The organism is Streptomyces brasiliensis (assembly GCF_014647875.1).
Taxonomy (GTDB): Bacteria; Actinomycetota; Actinomycetes; order Streptomycetales; family Streptomycetaceae; genus Streptomyces; species Streptomyces brasiliensis.
In genome coordinates, this window is record NZ_BMQA01000026.1 from 89503 (window position 1) to 109920 (window position 20418).

15 protein-coding genes and 2 pseudogenes are annotated in these 20418 nt (G+C 68.6%); 8 read left to right on the forward strand and 9 right to left on the reverse strand.

Annotation, left to right across the window (positions count from 1 at the left end):
- The first annotated feature begins 335 nt into the window (after positions 1 to 335).
- A complete protein-coding gene (locus IEZ19_RS30515) occupies positions 336 to 2573 on the forward strand; it encodes an outer membrane protein assembly factor BamB family protein (RefSeq protein WP_189314542.1) in 2238 nt (745 codons plus the stop codon).
- 258 nt (positions 2574 to 2831) lie between these two features.
- Here IEZ19_RS30515 and IEZ19_RS30520 read toward each other — a convergent pair whose 3' ends face one another.
- From IEZ19_RS30520 to IEZ19_RS30530, 3 genes are all read right to left on the reverse strand, one after another.
- Positions 2832 to 4034, reverse strand: a complete 1203-nt coding sequence (locus IEZ19_RS30520) for an ROK family protein (protein WP_189314543.1) — start codon at positions 4032 to 4034, stop codon at positions 2832 to 2834.
- Between the two features lie 204 nt (positions 4035 to 4238).
- The gene (locus IEZ19_RS30525; RefSeq protein WP_189314544.1) at positions 4239 to 5546 is read right to left on the reverse strand and encodes a sugar phosphate isomerase/epimerase family protein; all 1308 of its coding nucleotides are present in this window, start codon (positions 5544 to 5546) and stop codon (positions 4239 to 4241) included.
- 86 nt (positions 5547 to 5632) lie between these two features.
- Positions 5633 to 9175: a ThuA domain-containing protein gene (locus IEZ19_RS30530; protein WP_189314545.1), complete on the reverse strand. Its 3543-nt coding sequence runs from the start codon at positions 9173 to 9175 to the stop codon at positions 5633 to 5635.
- Between the two features lie 681 nt (positions 9176 to 9856).
- On the opposite strand from IEZ19_RS30530, the gene IEZ19_RS52690 reads away from it, so the two are divergent.
- Positions 9857 to 9991 (forward strand): hypothetical protein, encoded by a 135-nt coding sequence (locus IEZ19_RS52690; RefSeq protein ID WP_268248682.1) that lies wholly within the window; start codon positions 9857 to 9859, stop codon positions 9989 to 9991.
- A gap of 82 nt (positions 9992 to 10073) precedes the next feature.
- Here the strand turns inward: IEZ19_RS52690 and IEZ19_RS30535 are convergent, their stop codons facing one another.
- Positions 10074 to 10946, reverse strand: a complete 873-nt coding sequence (locus tag IEZ19_RS30535; RefSeq protein ID WP_189314546.1) for a helix-turn-helix transcriptional regulator — start codon at positions 10944 to 10946, stop codon at positions 10074 to 10076.
- 189 nt (positions 10947 to 11135) lie between these two features.
- Here IEZ19_RS30535 and IEZ19_RS30540 point away from each other — a divergent pair, with 189 nt between their 5' ends.
- Complete coding sequence (locus IEZ19_RS30540; protein ID WP_189314547.1) at positions 11136 to 11897, forward strand: SDR family oxidoreductase; 762 nt, start codon at positions 11136 to 11138, stop codon at positions 11895 to 11897.
- 310 nt (positions 11898 to 12207) lie between these two features.
- Here IEZ19_RS30540 and IEZ19_RS30545 read toward each other — a convergent pair whose 3' ends face one another.
- Complete coding sequence (locus IEZ19_RS30545) at positions 12208 to 12744, reverse strand: TetR/AcrR family transcriptional regulator (protein ID WP_189314548.1); 537 nt, start codon at positions 12742 to 12744, stop codon at positions 12208 to 12210.
- A 67-nt stretch (positions 12745 to 12811) separates the two neighbouring features.
- Between IEZ19_RS30545 and IEZ19_RS30550 the strand changes: the two genes are divergently transcribed.
- The 3 genes from IEZ19_RS30550 (at position 12812) to IEZ19_RS52695 (ending at position 14900) form a co-directional block, all read left to right on the forward strand.
- Positions 12812 to 13870: an aldo/keto reductase gene (locus tag IEZ19_RS30550; RefSeq protein WP_189314549.1), complete on the forward strand. Its 1059-nt coding sequence runs from the start codon at positions 12812 to 12814 to the stop codon at positions 13868 to 13870.
- Positions 13871 to 13959: 89 nt separating this feature from the next.
- A complete protein-coding gene (locus tag IEZ19_RS30555; RefSeq protein WP_189314550.1) occupies positions 13960 to 14316 on the forward strand; it encodes a VOC family protein in 357 nt (118 codons plus the stop codon).
- Between the two features lie 179 nt (positions 14317 to 14495).
- Positions 14496 to 14900: a transposase gene (locus tag IEZ19_RS52695; protein WP_373297076.1), complete on the forward strand. Its 405-nt coding sequence runs from the start codon at positions 14496 to 14498 to the stop codon at positions 14898 to 14900.
- 24 nt (positions 14901 to 14924) lie between these two features.
- Here the strand turns inward: IEZ19_RS52695 and IEZ19_RS30565 are convergent, their stop codons facing one another.
- From IEZ19_RS30565 to IEZ19_RS30575, 4 genes and pseudogenes are all read right to left on the reverse strand, one after another.
- Complete coding sequence (locus IEZ19_RS30565) at positions 14925 to 15143, reverse strand: hypothetical protein (protein WP_189314551.1); 219 nt, start codon at positions 15141 to 15143, stop codon at positions 14925 to 14927.
- 137 nt (positions 15144 to 15280) lie between these two features.
- Positions 15281 to 15523 (reverse strand): hypothetical protein, encoded by a 243-nt coding sequence (locus IEZ19_RS30570; protein WP_189314552.1) that lies wholly within the window; start codon positions 15521 to 15523, stop codon positions 15281 to 15283.
- 308 nt (positions 15524 to 15831) lie between these two features.
- A pseudogene (locus tag IEZ19_RS51200) lies at positions 15832 to 16537 on the reverse strand (IS200/IS605 family accessory protein TnpB-related protein); the annotation flags it as partial.
- 223 nt (positions 16538 to 16760) lie between these two features.
- A pseudogene (locus IEZ19_RS30575) lies at positions 16761 to 17760 on the reverse strand (aldo/keto reductase family protein).
- Between the two features lie 523 nt (positions 17761 to 18283).
- On the opposite strand from IEZ19_RS30575, the gene IEZ19_RS30580 reads away from it, so the two are divergent.
- Together IEZ19_RS30580 and IEZ19_RS30585 are read left to right on the forward strand one after the other, a co-directional pair.
- Positions 18284 to 19345, forward strand: a complete 1062-nt coding sequence (locus IEZ19_RS30580; RefSeq protein ID WP_189314553.1) for a ferritin-like domain-containing protein — start codon at positions 18284 to 18286, stop codon at positions 19343 to 19345.
- Complete coding sequence (locus tag IEZ19_RS30585) at positions 19342 to 20040, forward strand: CDGSH iron-sulfur domain-containing protein (protein ID WP_189314554.1); 699 nt, start codon at positions 19342 to 19344, stop codon at positions 20038 to 20040. The genes IEZ19_RS30580 and IEZ19_RS30585 overlap by 4 nt, the downstream gene beginning before the upstream one ends.
- The last annotated feature ends 378 nt before the right edge of the window (positions 20041 to 20418 follow it).

The following is a 20418-nucleotide window of genomic DNA, read 5'->3' on the forward strand; positions in this document are numbered from 1 at the left end:
ACGAACGAAGAGCGCTCCTGGGTCCGGAGGGGCAGTGACTTCTGGACAGCGGGGGAACCGAGATCCCGCCACCAGTGCGGCCACCGCCCGCATTCGAAGAGCCTCCTGCGCCGACGGCGACAACCGCCGTGCATACCCCACCAGTTCGCTTACACAGCACTCAACGATCCGACACCTACCGTGTCGGTTCGGCCGAGCGGACCTTCGCGCGGGTGCCGGCCATCCGTCGTTTCGTCCTGCGCCGACAACCGTCCACGTCGGTGTTGGCCTGCTGGACGATTATTTGGCGGATACAGCGATCAGCCGCGATCGCTGACCGAGTGATCGAGAAGCACATGTCCGCAGTTCATCAGGACGAATGCACACATGTCGGGGTGGGGCGCCGGGCCTTCCTCGGTCTGGCCGGTGCCACGCTGACGTCCGTCGGCCTGGGCTCCCTGCTGGGCGCCGCACCCGCCGGCGCCGAGCCCATCGTCAAACCCGGTTCCGCGCTGCGCTTCGCGCTGGTGTCGGACACCCACATCACGCTCTCGTCGACCAAGTCCACACAGTCGCTGACGCAGGTCTGGGCCTCGATCGCCGCCCGCAACCCGGATGCCGTGCTGCACTGCGGCGACATCACGGACACCGGGCGGCCCGACGAGTTCGAACTCTACGGCCAGATACTGCCGGCCGCGCTGCAGGGCAAGATGCACTACTCGCCCGGCAACCACGACGTGCGATGGGACCCGTCGGCGAAGGAGCAGTACCGCCGGCACTTCGGCCCCGCGCCCTATTCCTTCGACGCCGGCGGTGTCCACTTCATCGGCTTCGACCCCACCCAGGTGCTTCAGGAGCCCGGCCACTACGGCCAGGGCGGCCTGGACTGGCTCGCCGACGACCTGCGGACACTGCACCCGGGCACCCCGGTAGTGCTGTTCCAGCACTTCCCGATGGGCAACACCTTCTACTACGTGGACGACCAGCCCGCGGTCCTCGACCTCCTCGCCCGGTACAACGTCCGCGGGATCTTCGCCGGGCACATCCACCGCGAGGTGGTGAGCCAGTTCAACGGCCTCACCCAGGTCGGGCTCAACGCGGTGGTCAACGGCGCCCTGTACTACTGGGTGGAGCGGGCAACTGCCGCCGACGATTCGCCGGTGCTGCGGGTCACCCGGGTCAACATCGCCGCCGACGGCACCGAGACCGAGGTTCCCGTGACCGACATGCCGCTGACCGGCGACGGGCTCGGCCGCCCCCAGCGGCCCCGGCACGTGACCTTCGGCGAGATCGCCGACGGCAGCCTTCCGGTCACTGTCCGGCTGGACGCGGACGCCCAGGCGCAGCAGGTCGCGGTCGACCTCTACCCGCAGGCGGTGTTCGGCGGTTCCGCCACCCCCGCGTGGAAGAACCTCACCGAAGCGTCGGACCGCACCTGGACCGGCTCGATCGACGTGTCGTCCGTCGCCCCCGGCACGCAGCGACTGCGTGTGCAGGTCACCGGGGCCGACACCCGTTGGTGGGAGGGCACCGCGCTCTTCGAGGCACCCGGCACGGCCGCCGACCCGAAGTCCCGGTGGCGCGAGCAGCTGAGCGGTGCCGTCCAGGGCGGCATCGCGCTCGCCGGCACGGGTGCCCGCCAAGTGGTGGTCGCCGCCTCGTCGTCGGGCGAGGTCGTCGCGCTGCGCAACGTCGACCGGCCGTCGCCCGAGCGGCAGTGGCGCACCCAGGTCGGACCGGTGTACCGGCGCCCGGCCGTCGACGCCGCGGGCGACACCCTGTTCGTACCGTCGTCGGACCACCGCCTGTACGCGCTGAACGCCGCCACCGGACGGGTCAAGTGGCAGTACGACGCGGGCGCCCCGGTGCTCAGCGCACCCGTGGTGGCCGAGGCCGGGGACCAGGAGCGGGTGATCTTCAGCGCGGGCTACAACCTGTTCGCTCTGGACGCGGCCACGGGGAACAGGCTCTGGTCGGTGGAGGGCCGCGGCTTCTCCTCGGGCCGGGCGGCCGTCGACGGCGCGGTCATCTACACGGCAGCGGACGACGGCTACGCCAGGGCCCACGACGCGGTGACGGGCCAGCAGTTGTGGGCGTATCAGATGGTCACCGGCGACGAGCACCGGCTCGCCCTGTACGGCGGCTGGGACAATGTGGTCGCCGTCGGCGACGGCGTCGTGATCGTCGGGAACGTCTCTCAGTCCTGGGGCCTGGACGCCGCCACCGGCGCCCTGCGCTGGACGGTGTCCGGCAGCGCGATGTACGCGCCCGCGCTCATCCTCGGCGACGGAACCGCCCTGCTGACCACCGAGTTCGGGGTGATGACCCGTATCGACCTGGCCACCGGCGCCAAGCGGTGGCAGACCAATCTCGCGGTGCGCGTCTTCAACGCCGGTGTGGCCATCGAGGGCGACACGGCGTGGGCCCAGTCCGTCGACGGAAAGCTGATCGGCGTGCGCTTGGCCGACGGTGTGCGCCAGGGCTGGCTGCAGCGCGGCCTGGTCTACTCGTTCAGCACCCCGCAGATCGTGGACGGCGTTCTGGTCGTCGGCGACCAGAACGGTGTGGTGGAAGGCGTGGCGCTCCCGCGCTGACCAGGAGGCCGACGCAGTGACGGGTCCGCACACCGTGCGTGCTTCGCGGACCCGTCGCAAACCCGCGCCGACACGCGGCCCGAACCGTCCCTGGTACGGTTCGGGCCGCGCGTTGCAAGGGCGCGCCGGCCGCGGCCGCGTCGCTGACCGCGCTTCTCTCCTACTGTGGCGCACCGTTCAGCGCGCGTACCCCGGAAAGGTCTCGACGACGTCCGTCAGTCGGCAGGATGGCGTGCGGGCTGTCTTGGGGGTTGTCCGTCATGACGCTTGCTCGAAGGCGAGGTCGCTGGCCAGCACCGCGGCGCCGGTCACACCGGCGCGCGGCCCCAGCTCGGACAGCACGACGGGCAGGTTCCTGGTCGCAAGCGGCAGCGACCGGTGGTACACGACGCTGCGGATCTCGGCGAGCAGGATGTGGCCGAGCTGGGCGAGCCCGCCGCCGATCACGATCATCGAGGGGTTGGCGAAGCTGACCAGGCCTGCGAGCACGCCGCCGACGTGGCGCCCACCGTCGCGGATGAGCTGGATGCACGTCACGTCCCCCTCCGACGCGCCCTCGGCCACATCCTTCGCGGTGACCGTGCCGGAGGCGGCCAGCCGCTCGGCCAGTGCCGGGGACCGATGCGAGCGGGCGGCCGCGGTCGCCTCGCGGGCGAGTGCGGCGCCGCTGAACAGCGCCTCGAGGCAGCCGACGTTGCCGCAGGAACAGACCGGCCCCTGCGCGTCGACCTGGATGTGCCCGATGTCGCCGGCGCAGCCGTCGGTCCCGCGGTAGACGTTGCCCTCCTGGTAGATGCCGCATCCGACCCCGGTTCCGATCTTGACGAACAGGAAGTCGTCGACCGAGTGCGCTGCGCCGCCGTGCCGCTCGCCTACCGCCATGATGTTGGCATCGTTGTCGACGACAGCGGGGCAGCCGTGCTCACGGGTGAGGTACTCGCGCACTGGGAAGCGGTCCCAGCCCGGCATGATCGGCGGCGACACCGGTACGCCGTCACGGAAGCTCACGGGACCGGGCACCCCGATGCCGACCGCGGTGAGCCGTTCGTACGCCCCCTCGGCGCGGGCCTTTGCGAGCAACTCGTCGGCCCGGTGGAGGATCGCCTTCGGCCCGGAGCGGAGGTCGGCGGACTCCTGGTACGCCGCGACCTGCTCCAGCCGGCCGTTGGTCACCTCGACGTCGATCGAGGTGACGCCCAGGTCGATGGAGGCGAAGCGCAGATCAGGGTTCAGTTCGACGAGCGTGGAGCGGCGGCCGCCTCGGGACGTGGCCGCCCCGGCTTCGGCGGCGTAGCCCGCCGCGATCAGACGCTCCAGTTCGGCGAGCAGCCGCCGCCGGGATACCTCAAGTCGGTCGCCCAGCTCGGCACGTGACAACGCGCCTTCGTCGCGCAGCAGCCGCAGCAGCTCGACATGCAGCGGTTGTGGGCTTCGCACCGGGGTCCCCTTTGACACGTTCATATCAGCGCAACATGCTGCGCCATACCCTTCACGATAGTGACTTTCGTCGGGAGCGCTCCATACTTTTCGGTCCCACTACCAGAACTTTTGATTTGAAATGCAAAAACTCGGGACAGGATTCGTCGGCAGGTATCCCGCTCCCGCCGCGGTGGCCACAAGGCGCGTGGCCGCCGCGACGTGAGCGGGACGGAGTGCCGGCGGGTGTCAGCCGCGCAGTGCCGCCATGCCGGCCGCGCTGATCCTGGAGAAGCGCAGGGACTGGCCCGGGTCCGAGTTGCCGCCCGGGGCGTTGTCCTGCTCGTAGTTCGCGTTGTAGTGCCCCTTGGCGCCGACGCCCTGGTAGAAGGTGGTGTAGTCGATGTCGCTGCGGGGGTCGCCGAACGGGATGAAGTTGTAGCCGTTGCCGACGCCGGGCGCCTCGCCGGTAGCGTCGCCGTCCTTGGCGTGGAAGAGCTGGTAGCGCTGGGGCTGCTTGGCGACCTGGGCGGCCGGGTCGAAGATGTCCTCGACGCGGTTGCCCTCCCAGTCGTAGCGCCACCGCCACTGGTGCTGGGCGACGTGCGCCCAGTACACGTCCATCTCGATGACGCACAGGGCCGGGTCGGTGACGTCGAGATAGTGCTGCATGAGGCGCTTACCCGACTCGCCTCGTACCTGCGTGGGCGCGATCGGCTGGCCTGTCACACGGTCCTGGGTCACGGTGACCATCGGACCGTCCTGCAGGAAGTTGTACGCCGGCGAGTGGTTGTGGGTGTAGAGGTGGATGCCCCACTGCTGGCTGATCGTGTTCAGCGCTTCCCACTTCTCGCCGGCGACGGTCCACGGCTCGATGTTGCGGTTGCCCGAGTTCGTCGGGTCGTTGCCGGTGCCCATGAACGGCGTGCCCAGTATCGCCGCGAACTCCAGCTCGGTCTGCAGCCGCTCGTAGTCCTGCGCGGCCATGGTGCCGCCGGCGCTGTTCGGGCCGTACCACGTGTTGGGGATGAAGCCGTGGTTGCCGATCGCCTCCAGGCCGTAGGCGTCGAGGAAGCCGCGCAAGGTGCGCGCGTACGCCAGGTACGCCGCCCGCGACTGCGCCGTGGTGACGCCGCCGGGCGCCGGGTTGGGCGCGTCGCCGCCGGGGTTCGCGGCGTTCTGGCCGTAACCGGCGAACTCGATCTGTTTGAAGCCGCAGTTCGCCAGGAACTCGAACAGTTCGGCCCAGCCGCCGGGCAGCGGCACCAGCGGGCCGAGGTCGGTGGGGTCCTGCGGGAAGTCGGGGCCGCCCAGGTAGCCCATGGTGGGGGCGACGCCGAGCGCTCTGCTCGCCGCTATGCCGACCCGGGTGGGCACGTCACGCTGGCTGTAGGCGATCGTGCCCAGCTTGCCGGCGGGGATGAGCCGGCCGTTGGCCGCGCTCGCCAGGGTCGGCGTGAACACGGACGCGGGGCCGATCGGGCTGAGCGCCGCGGCCACCGCCGCGCCCGTGCCGACCATGAAGCGGCGTCGGCTGAAGTTGCTGTTGAAGGCCATTGTGGTCCCTCTTTCGAAGTGGCTGAACCAGATCAGGGCCGGGGGCGCCGCAGTGGGCGTGCGGCGCCCCCGGCCGCGGGGTGGTGCTAGGAAGTGCTCACTCCTTGTCCGCCGAACTCGGCCCAGTTGAGGTTGAACAGGTTGGCGCCGGTCTGGCCGCCCGTGACCGACCGGAGCACGAGGTAGATCTTGTGCTTGCCGCCCGGGTCGGTGATCGGGAACTTCTGGCTCTCCCAGGTCCCTGTGGCACCGGTCGACGTGAGATTCGCCGTGGTGAGAACCGGCCCGTCGACCGAGTCGAGGTGGACCTCGACGGCGGCCATCGGGCTGCCCGCAGGCACCTGTGTCGACGTGCTCGCCACCCGGAACGTCAGCGAGTCGATGCTGTGCAGGTCGAACGGTCCGTTCAGGGCGATCCAGTCACCGTCGCCGAGGCTGCCGCGGTGCTGGCTGCCGCCTGCAGGGTCGTTCGTCGTGGCCACGTTGGTACCGGACTGCTCCAGGGCGAACTCGACCTCCTGGCGCTTCTGCCGGATCTGGTTCTGCGTGACCGTCGACAGCGCCGGAACGCCGCCGGGACCGCCGCGATCGGTGTAGGACGCGCTGATGACACCGAACACGTTGCCACCGTGGGACACGTCGTCGGCATCGGTCGACAGCACACCCGTGCAGCCGTGGACGGACTGCTCCGCGTGGCCGTGGGTGTCGTGGCCGAGGACGAACGTCACCTCGACGCGGCTACAGTCGATCGTCCCGTCCTCCGGGTCGGTGACCGTCACCGAGAACGGGATGTCGTCGCCGAAGGAGAACAGGCCGCCGTCGACCGGCGAATTGACCTTCACGACGGGCGCGGTGTTGCCGACCGTGATGGTCGTGTTCGCCGAGGCGGACTTGCCGCTGGAGTCGAGCACCGTCAGCTTCGCGGTGTACTGCCCGGGTGTCGTGTACGTGTACTGCGGGTCGGGGTCGATCGAGTCGACGACTCCGTCACCGTTGAAGTCCCACTCGAACCGGATCGAGTCGCCCGTGTCGGGGTCCCGCGAACCGGCGCTGGAGAACTTCACGTTCAGCGGTGCCGAACCGTTCGTCGGCGTGGCCGTGAGCGCCGGGATCGGTGCGCGCTGGCCCTTGACGTAGTCCCACCGGTACAGACCGGCGTCGGTGTTGCTGTTGAAGAAGCCGTCGCCGTAGCCGAGCAGATAGAAGTGACCCTTCCCATCGAACTGGAGGTCCATCGGGTTGTCGCACTCGAACGGCTTGCTCGTGTCCGGGACCCGCTGGGCGTTGAGACCGCCGCAGTCGAGCACGTCGTTGATCTTGAATACCCGGTTCTTGGAGTCCAGGCGGACCTCCTTGAGGGTGTCCCGGGTGAACTCGCCGGCGAAGACCGCGTTGTCGTAGTACGGCGGCAGCTTCGTCTGATCCGGGTTGTCCGGGTCGAAGTGGTACTTGGCCGCGCCGTGCGGGCCGACACCGCCGGTGCCCAGCTCGGGGAACAGCCGCGGGCAGGTGGTGGCGCCGGAGCCGTTGTAGTACGCGGCGCACGGCGTACCGATCGGGTTGTCCGCCCGGTTCTCGGGCGTGAACGAGTACCAGATGTCCGGGTTGGTGATCGGCGGAGCGTACTCCAGACCGGGCTCGACGGTGGGCCCGCCGTTGAGGTTCCACCTGGAGTTGTTCTGCGGTCCGCGGTTGGGGTTGTCACACTCGAACGCCTGCGCGGGACTGTCCAGCGGCGTGGAGGTGTTGAAGTTCCAGCGGTAGTACGGCAGGTCCTGGCGCACACACAGTGGCCAGCCGTAGTTCGCCGGCTTGCGCACGATCTCCATCCGGCCGGTGCCGGCAGGCCCGCGGAAGTCCTGCGGGGTCTGCGAGTCGGGCGAGTAGTCGGTGACGTAGGCCACGTCGTTCTCGTCGACCTGGATCCGGAACGGGTTGCGGAAGCCCATCGCGTAGATCTCCGGACGGGTCTTGTCCTTGCCGACCGGGAAGAGGTTGCCCGAGGGGACCGTGTAGGCCCCGCCGAACTTGTTCTGATCACCGGCGGCGATGTCGCCGTCCTTGACCGAGATGCGCAGGACCTTGCCGCGCAGGTCATTGGTGTTCTGCGCCGAGCGGCGAGCGTCGACGAACGGGGCGTTGTACTGCCCGGTCGTGGTCAGCATGTCGTTGAAGGGAGAGAAGCCTCCGGAGTTGCCGCCGCCGGACGGGGTGTCGTCGCCGGTGGTCATCCACAGGTTGTTGTGCTTGTCGAAGTCGATGTCGCCCGCGACATGGCAGCAGGCGCCGCGGTTGACCGGAACCCGCATGATCTCCTGCTCGGACCCGACATCGAGGTGCGCCGGTGTGTCCCCGGCGGCGTCGACGAACTTGAACCGGGACAGCTGGAAGTACCCGACCCAGGGATCCCAGACGGACGGCGAGGCCCCGGTCGTCGGCGCGTCCGCCGTCGGAGTCGTCTGCGTGACGACCTCACCGGTCGACAGCTTCACGTCCTTCACGGTGGGGGGCGCGTAGTAGAGGTAGACCCAGTGGTTGGTCTTGAAGTCGTTGTCGATCCCCGGCCCGTACATGCCGTCTTCGCTGTTCTGGTAGACCGGGATCTGGGCCAGCACGGTGGTCTTGTTCGACTCGGGGTCGTGCATCCGGACGCTGCCGCGGCGGTCGGTCTGGATGACCCGGTTGTCGGGAAGGACGTCGAAGCCGATCGGCTCGTTCAGGTTCGGCGGCGTCGCCACGGCCGTCTGCTGGTAGTTGGACAGCACGGTCGCGCCGCAGTCGGAGTACACCGGGTCGGCCTGGCCGGCCGCCCACTTGATCGCGCCACCGAGGTGTGAGCGCATGTCTTTCTCGCCGAAGCTGTCGGCGGTGTTTCCGAGCGCGGTGTAGAACGAGCGGCCGCCCTGCCAGTCCTTGCACCAGGTGACCGGGTGGTCGTAGCCCATCTTGCCGCCGCTGATGCCGGTGAGCGTTCCGCCCCACGGCTGCTGCTTGAAGGCGTCCTCGACGACGGTGGCGAGGACATGGCTCTTGCCTCGCACATTGGACTTGAAGTTGTACCAGTCGTCGGTGTGGGTCCAGTACTCCGGCAGCTTCTTCGACGCGTCATGGACGCGGTCGGCGACCTTGATGGTGCCGGGCTGCACACCGGTCCGGCCGGAAGCGCGGGTGCCGAGGGCGTCGGACAGGAAGGCCCAGTCGGGCTGGGCCTCGATCGCCGAGCCGATGCCGACGAAGCCGCCGCCCGCGCGGTAGTACGCCTCGAAGGCGTCCTGCTGGTCGGTGGTGAGCACGTCGCCGCTGGTGTTGAGGAAGACGACGGCGCGGTACTGCTTGAGGTGCTCTTCGTCGAACTTGCGGGCGTCGTCGGTTACTTGAACCGCGAACCGCAGCTGGTTGCCCAGCTGTCTTATGGCGCTCACACCGGCGTCGGTGACCGCCGGGTCCGCGTCCGTGGATTTCGTGAAGACCAGGACTCTGTACTGATTGCCGGAGCTCTCCGGCACCGCAGCGTCCGGTGGGGACGCTGCGGCCGGGACGGACGCCGACGCCAAACCGATGAGCATGCTGCCCACGAGTGCGAGCAGCGCGCCGAACACGGTGAGGCGGCGGCGAAAGTCAATGCGCATGGAACCTCCTCAGGGGTACGTCAGACCAACGGGCCGTCGTACGGAGACGGCCCGGCCGGGAAGGGTGCGGTATGCGCCGGAATGTGCAGAAAAAGGCGGACAGATGATCGATCGCAGCGGTGCGGGCGGGACGGGACGGCGTGACGGCAGGTGCGTGTACTACGCCGAGCTGCGCGTCAGTGCCCACCGGGATCGCTGGTGAGCGACTGGCTCGGTCCAAGTTCTTGCGCGGATCGTATAGCCGCGAATCCACCAAAGATAGAGTCTGTTACGCGAAAGTTTCGCTCAAAGGCCCAGAACTTCTGCTCAAACAAGTCAAAGTCCGCTGACGACGAGAGGAACGCCGTTGCCCAGCCGGCGATCCCCGGCGGCACGTCACCGACGTCCTGGCGATCAAGCTCGTGGCACGGGCCTGGGAGAGTGCTGCTCTCATTGCGGCCCCTCAAGGGCATGAACCTCACCGCCTCCATGGCCCGGGCCTTGGAGCACCGCGGTGCACCTGGCCTCGTGGCCCGAGTGGTCGCAGAGCTGGGGGGACTCGCCTTGAAGATTGCATACGAGCGCTGGAGCGACTTGAGCAATACCGACGAGTTCAGCGCTGTCGCCCGACAGGCCCTCAGTGAGGTACAAGCCGCCGCTTCGACCGCCGTAGGGCGCCCTGGCCGCTCGGAGTGATCGACCATGATCGTTCTCGCCGACAAGGCTGTACCGATGTTCCCCGAGGCCCTGTCCCGCGACCGCTACTTCTTCCAGCTCCCCGACCTGCCCGGCGGCCTGCGGCCCCTGCGTGGCAAGGGCGACGCGGACGGATCGTGATCAGGCCCCCGGGGCGATCTCGCGGGTGACGGAACCCATGGCGCGGGCGTTCTGGTCGCGACGCCGGGACGGCGTGTGTTCGTCAGGGTGTCCTTGGGTGCGGGTCGTTCGCCGGCCTGTCGTGCGCTGTACCGGCGGACTCGGTGTGTGAGAGTGCGGCGAGGAGCCGCAGTTTCTCGTCGCTGCCGCTGTCCTTGTCGGGGTAGTAGACGACGAGGATGACGTCGTCGATGGGGAGTTTGTCCCGGTGGAGGCGTAGTTCACCGACGACGGGGTGGTGGACCGTGGTCGTGCCTCCGTCGAGACTGCGGACGTCGTGGCGGGCCCACAGGGTGCGGAACCGCTGACTGGACAGTGCGAGTTCTCCGACGAGCTCGACGAACCGCGGGTTGTCGGTGTCGTCGCCGATGGTGGTGCGAAGGGCAGCGACGAAGTCGGCGGTGGCTTTCGTCCAGTCCTGGTGGAAGGCTTGTTCCTCGGGATCAAGGAGGAGGGAACGCAGCCGGTTCTGGCCGGGCCGCAGGCGGGGGGAGAGCGCTACGGCCATCGGGTTGGAGGCCAGGACATCGAACGCGCGCCCTTCGACGAACGCGGGGATCTGAAGGTGGGCGAGCAGCTCGTGCACCCGCGCCGGTACGTGCTCGGGCTGCTTGCGGCGCGGCACCCTGGGGCGTGCCGCCGCGAGGCCGAGCAGATACGTCCGCTCGATGTCGTCGAGTTGCAGGACGCGCGCGAGTGATTCGAGGACCTGTGGTGAGGGGTTCTTGTCACGTCCCCGTTCCAGACGCAGGTAGTAGTCGGGACTGATGCCGGCGAGCAGGGCGACTTCCTCACGGCGCAGGCCGGGCACGCGGCGGTTGCCGCCGGGCGGGAGTCCTGCCTGCGCCGGGGAGACCAGCTCACGCCGGGCACGTAGGTAGCTGCCGAGCCGGTTGCCGGATTCCTCATCCTTCATGCCGACACCGTAGTGCGGTGCGTGTGTCTCAGAGGGGGCCCTGGCAGGACCAGGGAAGACTGGGGCCTCGCCACACCCGGCGGATGCCGTCAAGACTGCGGTAGCACTGTTTTGAAAGAGACAGGGAACATCGCTGTCTGCGCCGCGGGCTTGCAAGCCGTCGGCGCCCTGGAATGAAGGGAAGATCTCGTGGATCTCTCCAACCGCACCGTTCTCATCGTCGGCGGGACCTCGGGTATCGGGCGAGAGCTGGCCCGGCGGTTCGCCGCGGCGGGCAGCACCGTGGCCGTTGGCGGCCGCAGCCCGGAGGCGCTCTCGGAACTCGCCGGGGAAGGTTTCGGCACGTTCAGCATCGACGTCACGGACACTGCCTCCGTCACATCTGTCCGTGACGCCGTGCTCGCCCGATACCCTGAGCTGGACACGGTGGTGACGATGTCGGGCGTCATGCTCCTGGAGGACCTGCGCGACCCTGCGCACTTCGAGGCGGCAGCGACGACGATCGACACTAACCTGGTCGGCACCATCCGGGTCATCGACGCCTTCACCCCGCACCTGGTCGAACGCGGCGCCGGCACCTTCATCACCGTCACCTCCGGCATCGCCTTCCTGCCGTTCCCGCCCATGCCCACCTACGCCGCCTCGAAAGCTGCGGTGCACGCCTACTCCGAGGCACTGCGCGCGCAGCTCGACGGCACCGGCGTCAGCGTTGTCGAGCTCGTCCCCCCGGCCGTCGCCACAGCAGGCCAGGAGAAGGTGAACCCGCACGCGCTGCCGCTCGACGACTTCGCCACCGAGGTCATGCAACTGCTCTCACAGGACCCCACCCCTCATGAAATCCTCGTGAAGGGCGTCCTCATGCACCGCTGGGCCGAACGCGACGGCACCTACGACGACCTCGTCGCACAGCGCTCCCAGGCCCTGGCCATGCTCCGCAGCCGCGAAGGCTGACACCTTTCCCCCGATCGGCGGCTTCCTCGCCCACCGCCCCCGGGCGTCCGACCAGCAGCCACGCGTCCTGGACATGAACCCCGACCCCGCACGGCCCCGCACCGCGGCCAGCTGGAACACGCCGTGAAATCGTATGCATCGTCCGCTCCAACGCGCACGTCACAGCGGTCTTGACATGCATTCATCGCCGACGTGAACACCGGGACTTTCTGCGAGAGTCCCGGTGATCGGGCTCGTCGCACTTCCGGTGGGAGGGCGCGGGCAGAGGTCTTTGGACCCTGACTCGTGATCCCGGCTGGGAGTTGCTCGGTTACGACTCGGTGATCGCGATGAGGGCCGCGGCGAAGGGGGCAGGTTCGAGGTCGCCCCGTACGGCGAGTTGCTGGGTGTAGCCGTGGCAGAGGGCCACGAAGGCCTCGGCGATCCGGTCCGCGTGCGCAGGCTCGTGGTCGGGCAGGAGCGCAACGACTGCCTCGCGCGTCTCCTCGAGCTGGCGGTGGACAAGAGCTGCAAGGCTCGGAGCGACGGCAGCCTCGGCGTAGATCTGGGCGACCAGTCGAGCGTGGTCCTCCTCGCGCGCCAGGGTGCGAATGTGCTGAAGGAAGTCGTGGATGGACTCGGCGGTCAGCTCGGCGGGGAACGCCTGGCTCGCTTGTTCACAGATGGCGGCGACGATCTCGTCCTTGCCCTTGAAGTACCGGTAGATCGCCCCGATGGAGAGCCCGGAGGCTTCGACGAGGTCGGTCATTGACGTCCGTGCGAAGCCGTGAGCGGCGAAGCGGGCGCGGGCGGCGTCGATGATCTGCTGACGGCGGGCGTCGAGGTGGGCTTGGCTGACCTTCGGCATAAGAGAATGACCATTCGTTTTACGTGCTAGTGTCCTCGACCGTACCCCAAACTCTGAGGAGACTTCCATGCGTTACCAGACCTTCGGACGACACAGCGGCCTGCGGGTCTCGGAGTATGTGCTGGGCACGGCCAACTTCGGCTCGGCCCCAGCCGCGGCGGGCCTGGAGGGGTCCAGGGCGATCTTCGAGTCGTTCGTGGGGGCCGGCGGGACCACCATCGACGTCTCGAACATCTACCAGGACGGTGAGGCCGAGACCGTTCTGGGCGATCTGCTGGGACGTGAGCGCGACGACTACGTTGTGATCACCAAGTACACCGGGAGCAGGAGCGCCCAGGTCCGCCCCGGCACCACGGGCAACAGCCGCAAGACCATGATCCGGTCCCTGGAGGAGAGCCTGCGGCGGTTGAGGACTGACTACGTTGACGTCTTCATGCCGCACTTCCCCGACGGCGTGACCCCGTTGCCGGAGATCCTGGCCGGCTTCGAGGACCTGATTCGGGCGGGCAAGATCCGCTACGGCGGAGTGTCGAACTTCCCGGCCTGGCGGGTAGCGGGCGCCGCCGTCAGATCGGAGCTGAGCGGGCACAGGCCGCTGGTCGGCATACAGACCGAATACAGCCTGGCCGAACGCTCCGCAGAACGAGAACTCCTCCCGATGGCCCAAGCACATGGGCTGGGCGTCGTCCTCTACTCCCCGTTGGCCGGTGGCCTGCTGACCGGGAAGTACCGTCACGGCGAGCAGGGACGACTCAGCGCACGGGCCGCGGCCGACGGTACTGCCGGCGAGGGCGGTGAGCAGCGCACCGCCGTGCTCGACGCCGTCCTCGCCGTGGCCGATGAGATTGGTACCGGCCCGGTCCAGGTCGCACTGGCCTGGCTGCGTCAGCGCGCTGCGCGGGCCCAGACCTCGATGATCCCCATCGTGGGGCCCCGCACCCCGGCCCACCTGGCGGGATACCTCGACGCCCTGAACGTCGAGCTCGACGCACACCACTACCAGCTGTTGGACGAGGTCAGCGCGATCAGGTTGGGTGCCCCTCACGAAGACGTGGCCGGCGCGCTGGCACACGGCGTCGACGGGGACCGGAGTCTCCTCGACGACCCGCTCATCCCGGTGATCTGAAACACCGGCCCAACCGCCCGCCGCGGCTGATCCCCCCTCATGGCCGAGCCGGCCGTCTCCGTCCACCGTCAATCTCGCCTGGAGTACCAGTGCCCGTCGCCAGCATCGCTGCCATCAACCTCGAATGCCCCGATCCGATCTCCCTGGCCCGTTTCTGGGCACACATGCTCAGCGGCGAGATAACAGTCGAGACACCGGGCTTCTGCGCGGTCAAGGTCGGGACGCTCCACCTCGGTGCAGTCGGTGTCGAGGACTACCAGCCACCGACCTGGCCGTCCAATGATCGCTCACAGCAGATCCACCTCGACCTCACCGTCGATGACCTCGACACCGCCGAACACGAGGCGGTCCGACTCGGTGCCACCAAGGAACATCACCAACCCAGCCCAGAACGCTCACGCGTCCTACGCGACCCGGCCGGCCACCCCTTCTGTCTACGCGCCTGACACCCCACCCGACGCAGCAGCAGCCTGAAGGCAGGCGCGCACGTTCCTCAACAAGAAGCCTTGGACGATGCCGCAACCGGTAGCAAATGCAAGTGCTGACTTCGATGCCTGCTACTGCGATCGGTGTGATCTGCTCGTTGGTCTGGACGGATGCCACGTCGTCGAGGTGAGCGAGCAACGTGGCAGACGCGGGCCGCTTCTGCGTGTGGTGGTCGAGCCAGCGCCGCGGGTCGAGGCTGCCGGACCTGCGGCGTGACGGCCGCCTACACCGCCGACTCCTGGCCGAGGGCGGACGGATCGCCGAGAAGGTCCTCACCTCGTTCCCGACCTGCCCCAGCCCCGAGATCCGCCGACTGGGCCGGACCCGGAAGCAGTGGAGGGCGGCGTTCCTGGCCTACTTCGACACCAGTCGCGCGAGCAACGGCGGCGCCGAGGCCATGAACGGGCTCATCGAACTTCATAGCCGCATCGCCCGCGGCTTCCGCAACCGCGGCAACCAGCGACTCAGAATGCTCCTCATCGGCGGAGGACTCTCAGGCCAACACTCTTCCGGAACGTGCGATACGAGTCCTGGCGAAGGCTGAGTGATCAGCGGGACAGCTCGCCCGTCACGGCGTTCCCGGCCACACCTCCGGTCCACCCCCATGCCACTCGATCACCGGAGACTCAGCAACATCCAGCTCGTCCACACCCTCCAGCCCAGCCCGCTGCAAAAACACCGTCAGATCTTGCAGGCTGAACGCGATGCCGAGTGTCTCGCCGTCCACCACCACAAGCCGACCGCCATGCTCGGACGGCGGTAACACGATTACGCGACGCTCAGCCATGACCCATCCCTCACCCAGCTCGGAAACTCCCCGACGGCCCGCACCCACAACCGTCCGTCGGCGTCAGAGGGTGTGGACGATCACGGGTGCGGGCACAACATCACCCTCGCCCAGGACCGGGGCGGGGGCACGTCCGGCTACTCCGCGGCGGGGTCCTCATGCCCATGCCTCACCGCTTCCTTGACTGCCTGCTCCAGCTCGTACCGGTTCACACCAGCTGCTGCCACGTGCTTGGTGATTGCGGCCTGCACCGCCTCGGACGCCGTACGCCACCGGCTGAGCTGCGCGTCGTACTCCCCGCCGGTGAGGCCGGCGAGCTTCGCGCGCTCCACTTCGGCGGAACGTTCCAGCTTGATTAATTCGTCGGGGATGTCAGTCACGACCGGATCCTAAGCAGACCCCCGCCCTGACGCTCGTCGACGGCCCCACTCGTACAGAACTGGGCAGCCTGGCTCAGCGCCAACCCGGACCGGCTGGCATACCGCAACCTCAACCGCCCCAACGACCCCCAGCGGTACGGGCGGCCCCTCAACCGGCCCTCGCAGTCCCGCGGCAGCTCGGTCGGCCGCGTCGCCCGCTGGTTCTGGGGCGAGCCCACCCCGCTCGGCGAGAAGCGCGCCAACCTCCACATGCCGCCCGCCCGCGACACCGCCCGCACGAGCAGCGACCTGCTGTACTCCGAGCCCCCCGCCTGGGTCGTCCGATGCCTCGCACGATCGCTTTGGTCGTGCGGGGGCGGTGCCGTCCGTCGCCGGATCCGGTGTCCGAGGGCGCGCCTTCCGATCGCCACGGCTGCTGTCTGGTGGCGGGTGGTCCTGCGGGTGCTGGTGGTGAGGGGCTTGGCCCAGTGCTGGGCGCTCCAGTGGCTGGTGCAGGCGGGTCGACGGCGATCACACCGATGCCCGCGTCCGCGCACATGCTGATCAGGTGTGCGCGGAGTTTCCCGGTCGGGATGCCGCAGACCAGTTGCCGGAAGCGCTCCTTGCGGCCGTGCTTCTCCCGGGTCTTGGAATCGGCGAAGTCCAGATCCTCGATGGTGATGGCCTGCACGCCGGTGGCCTTGGCCCAGTGGAGCAGTCGGGTGAAGGCGTGGCGGTGATCAGCAGTGCCGGACGGGTCGTAGAAGAACTGGCGGGGTTCGCCGACCGGGTTGCCGTGGGAATCGAGCCGCCAGGCGGCGAGGTGGTCGTGTTCTTGCGGGTCCAGGAGGCGTCCAGGTACCGGCGGCCACGGGTCGTGTCGCGGTGGATCCGGTAGGCGACCGTCCGCTTGCCGGCGACAGCGGTCCCTCCACTCCTCGCCCCGGTAGGGGAAGGTGACGCGGGCGTCCAGGATGTAGCGGCCGTGGCGGCTGTGGCCAGGTGCTCCAACTTCGGGCGTGGTACCCGCGTCGATGTTCACCAGGATCTTACGCGGACCCACCCGCTGAGCAGGCACCGGCAACGTCCCCTCAAGAAATCACCGGTACGCCGTCTGCGGATGCACACCCTGCGCCTTCGCCCACTCCGTCAGATTCACAACCGGACAAGGACACTCACTCCTGCATGGTCACGCTCACCCACTCGGCTTCATGGGACAGCAGCCATGAACCCTCATCGCCGGTGATCGCGGGTACGGTCACCGGTGCTTGATGCTGGTCTGGGCGGCGGGGGCGAGGGTCGGTTCGGTGACGGGGACGTCGCCGAGGGCCTGGTCGATGGCGCTCAGCAGGTCGTCGGGCAGTTTCACGCCGGAGGCGGCTGCGTTGCTGTGGACCTGTTCGGGGCGGGAGGCACCGGTGATGGCAGAGGCGACTTCGGTGCGGCGCAGGATCCAGGCGAGTGCCAGGGTGGCCGTGCTCAGCCCGGCCTCCTCGGCGATCGGGACGAGGCGCTGGACCGCCTCCAGGATGGCGTCGCTGTAGACGAGGTCCTGGGACACCGCCATGTCCGGGGAGGCGAACCGGCTCCCCTCGGGGACGGGCTGGCCGGGCTTGTACTTGCCGGTGAGGACGCCCTGGGCGAGCGGCGACCAGACGATCTGGGAGATGTCGTTGGCGGCGCAGAGGCCGAAGACCTCGGCCTCGGGGGCCCGCCAGAGCATGGAGTACTGCGGCTGGGAGGAGGCGAACAGGTCGGGGCCGGCAATGTCGATCGCGGCCTGGATCTGTTCGGGGGTCCACTCGCTGAAGCCGAGGTAGCGGGCCTTGCCCTGCTCGACGACCTTCTGGAACGCCTCGATGGTGTCCTCGATCGGCACGGACGGGTCGAAGCGGTGTGCCTGGTACAGGTCGACGTACTCGGTCCTGAGGCGGGCGAGGGAGGCGTCGATCTGCTTGGCGATCTGCGCGGGGGGAAAGGCCGTGGTCGGCCGGGTCGTCGGACATCCGGCCCCAGACCTTGGTGGCCAGGATGTAGGAGTCACGGGGGTGGGCCGAGAGGATCTCGCCCCAGGCCGTCTCGGCGGCGCCCTGCCCGTAGACGTTGGCCGTGTCGAAGAAATTGATGCCCGCGTCGAAGGCCGCTTCGGTGCAGGCGCGGGTCGCGTCCGCCTCGATGCCGCCGGAGTAGGTGAGCCAGGACCCGAGCGAGATCTCCGAGACTTCCAGGTCCGAGCTGCCCAGTTTGCGGTACCGCATGAATTGCTCCTTGCTTTCGGTTCACGGGTGTCCGGTGTCGTCTCAGCGTCGGCGTGCTGCCGGCTGCAGGACGATCTCGTCGATGCGGTTCAGGGTCTCGTGAAGGCGATGGCCATTTCGAGCAGCGTCAGCCTGGTGTCTTGGGCCAGGTGAGTGAGGGCTTCGGTCGCCTCGGCTTGCGCTGGTTCACCGGCAGGGACATGTCGAAGCGGTCGGACAGCCGTTGCCGGGCCGGTGCCGGGGTGGGCAGGTCGGTGTCCCGGCGTCAGCGGGCAGCTGTTCGGCTGAGCCGGATTCCAGCTCCTCGGCGAGCGAGTCCTGCTCTGTCAAGGACCGACGCGTCAGGACGCCTGTCCCGCCGGCCCATACCCCTCATCGATCCGGTGGGGAGCGAACACCTCGTGTCACAGATCGTTCGGCTGGCCTGTCTTGGTTGACGGCGGCGGACGCGCCGGAGCCGGCCGTGCCCGGGCAAGTCGCCGCGTTCGCACCCCCCTTATCGAAAGCCGAAGTGAGAACACCTGTGAATGACTCAGAGCAGCTTGACGACGAGGCACCGTCCACAGCACGGATCGCGACGCTCGACAGTCTTCGCGAGCATCTTCAGTGGGCGGTCGAGTTGGAGCACGCCACTCTTCCGCCCTATCTGTGCGCCCTCTACTCGCTCGACCCGTCGCGGAACCCGGACGCCGTTCAACTGGTGGGCGGCGTCTTCGTCGAAGAGATGATCCACCTGGCGCTGGCGGCGAACGTCCTCAACGCGGTCGGCGGACAGCCGCGCCTGGACGCGCCGCATCTGCTGCCGCAGCATCCGCGTCCGCTGCCCCACGGCGATCGCTCTCTCGTGATGTCGCTCGTTCCTTTCGGGCCGGAGGCACTCACCATGTTCCTCCGCCTCGAACAGCCGGCGCTGCCCGGGGCTCCCGCCGAGGGCGACGACTACGAGACCATAGGCCAGTTCTACGACGCGATCGAACAAGGACTGCGTCACCTGTGCGCCGAACTCGGCGAGCGGGAGGTCTTCTGCGGTGACCCGGCTCGCCAGGTCACCGGCGGTCCGTTCGCCCACACCGGCGGGCAGCTGACAGCAGTCACCGATCTCGGCTCGGCCCTCACGGCGCTGGAGGAGATCGTCGAGCAGGGCGAGGGCACGGCGCGCGGCGAAGTCTGGGACGGCGACCGGGACATCTTCCACCCCGACCGCGACGCGGTCTCCCACTACTACCGGTTCCAGGAGCTGAAGCTGGGCCGGCGATACAGGCGTGGTGACACACCGCAGTCCGGTCCCACGGGTGAGGCCGTCGTGGTCGACCTCGCCGGCGTCCGCCCGATGCGCCCCAATCCTCGGCTGGCGGATCACCCTCTGGGCAGTCCGATCCGCACCGCCCAGGAGGAGTTCAACCAGACGTACTGCGGGCTGCTCCATCAGTTGGAACAGGCGTTCAACGGCAGTCCGAAGATGCTCGGTGCCGCGACCGGCACGATGTACGCGCTCAAGGCACAGAGCCTGATGGAGATGCCGGACGAAGACGGCACGACGGCCGGCCCGACCTTCGAGTACGTCGCACCCGAGCTCCGCCGGTGAGCGGCGACGAACGGCGCCGGATCGTCGTGCTGGAGGACGGCCCGTACGTGGTCTACTGGCGGACCCCCTTGAAACGCAAACGCAAGATCGTGTCCGAGAACAACGATTCACTGGCCTGGGAGACGCGCGACACCATCGATACCGAGAACGTGTACGCGCTGTGCCGCTGCGGACGCTCGGGCTCGAAGCCGTTCTGCGACGGGACGCACGCCGTGATCGGGTTCGACGGTACGGAGACGGCGGATGTCCGTCCGTACGAGGAACTGCGGCACGTGCACGACGGTGTCGGCATCTCTGCCCAGCGGGTCGGCGAACTGTGCGTCCACGCCGCCTTCTGCATCGGCCGCACCAGGCCGATCGCCGAGATGCTCGCCGACACCGACGACAGCGATGTCCGTTCCGACGTGATGGGTCGGATCGGCAACTGCCCGTCCGGGTCGTACAGCTACGCCCTCCATCGCGGCGGCGACACGATCGAGCCCGACCTCCCGCAGGCGATTTCGGTCCTTGAGGAGGAGGACGGTCTGGCCGGCCCTCTATGGGTCACCGGTGGGGTGCCCGTGCACAGGGCGGACGGTCAGCCCCTGCAGACGCGGAACAGGATGGCGCTGTGCCGCTGCGGCCACTCCGGTAACAAGCCCCTCTGCGACGGAAGCCACCGAAAGATCGGGTTCCGCGACGAGCACAGCGCCTGACGGCTGCCGGGATCCTGCGGTCAGGAGACGGCCGCGGGATCCCGGCAGCCGAAATCCGGCAGACGAAAAGGACTCTCACAGGCTCATGCCTGCGAAGACCCTTCGCACCGTCGGGACGACAGGGGCAGGGGGAGTCGCGGCCGTACGGAGTGGATCTCGCGGGACTTGTGGTGTGGGCGCGGGAGTTGGCGGACGCGGTGGAGCGTGGCGGTGCGGTCGACGCCGGGGAGGTGGCGCCTCGCCTGCGTGGGCGTGAGGCGTCGTAGCGGCGGCCGGGTGGAGGTGCCGTAGGGGGTGTCAGTGGCATACGGCAGACTCGGGGGGTGCGAAGGATTCATGTCATCGGTATCGGCGCGGGTGACCCCGACCAGCTGACCC

What these genes read in the sequence shown, in the direction of transcription:
- IEZ19_RS52690 (WP_268248682.1), top strand. Translation starts at nt 9,857, where the DNA reads ATGATCGTTCTCGCCGACAAGGCTGTACCGATGTTCCCCGAGGCCCTG.
- IEZ19_RS30535 (WP_189314546.1), bottom strand. Translation starts at nt 10,946, where the DNA reads ATGAAGGATGAGGAATCCGGCAACCGGCTCGGCAGCTACCTACGTGCC.
- IEZ19_RS30565 (WP_189314551.1), bottom strand. Translation starts at nt 15,143, where the DNA reads ATGGCTGAGCGTCGCGTAATCGTGTTACCGCCGTCCGAGCATGGCGGT.
- IEZ19_RS30530 (WP_189314545.1), bottom strand. Translation starts at nt 9,175, where the DNA reads ATGCGCATTGACTTTCGCCGCCGCCTCACCGTGTTCGGCGCGCTGCTC.
- IEZ19_RS30545 (WP_189314548.1), bottom strand. Translation starts at nt 12,744, where the DNA reads ATGCCGAAGGTCAGCCAAGCCCACCTCGACGCCCGCCGTCAGCAGATC.
- IEZ19_RS30515 (WP_189314542.1), top strand. Translation starts at nt 336, where the DNA reads ATGTCCGCAGTTCATCAGGACGAATGCACACATGTCGGGGTGGGGCGC.
- IEZ19_RS30525 (WP_189314544.1), bottom strand. Translation starts at nt 5,546, where the DNA reads ATGGCCTTCAACAGCAACTTCAGCCGACGCCGCTTCATGGTCGGCACG.
- IEZ19_RS30550 (WP_189314549.1), top strand. Translation starts at nt 12,812, where the DNA reads ATGCGTTACCAGACCTTCGGACGACACAGCGGCCTGCGGGTCTCGGAG.
- IEZ19_RS30520 (WP_189314543.1), bottom strand. Translation starts at nt 4,034, where the DNA reads ATGAACGTGTCAAAGGGGACCCCGGTGCGAAGCCCACAACCGCTGCAT.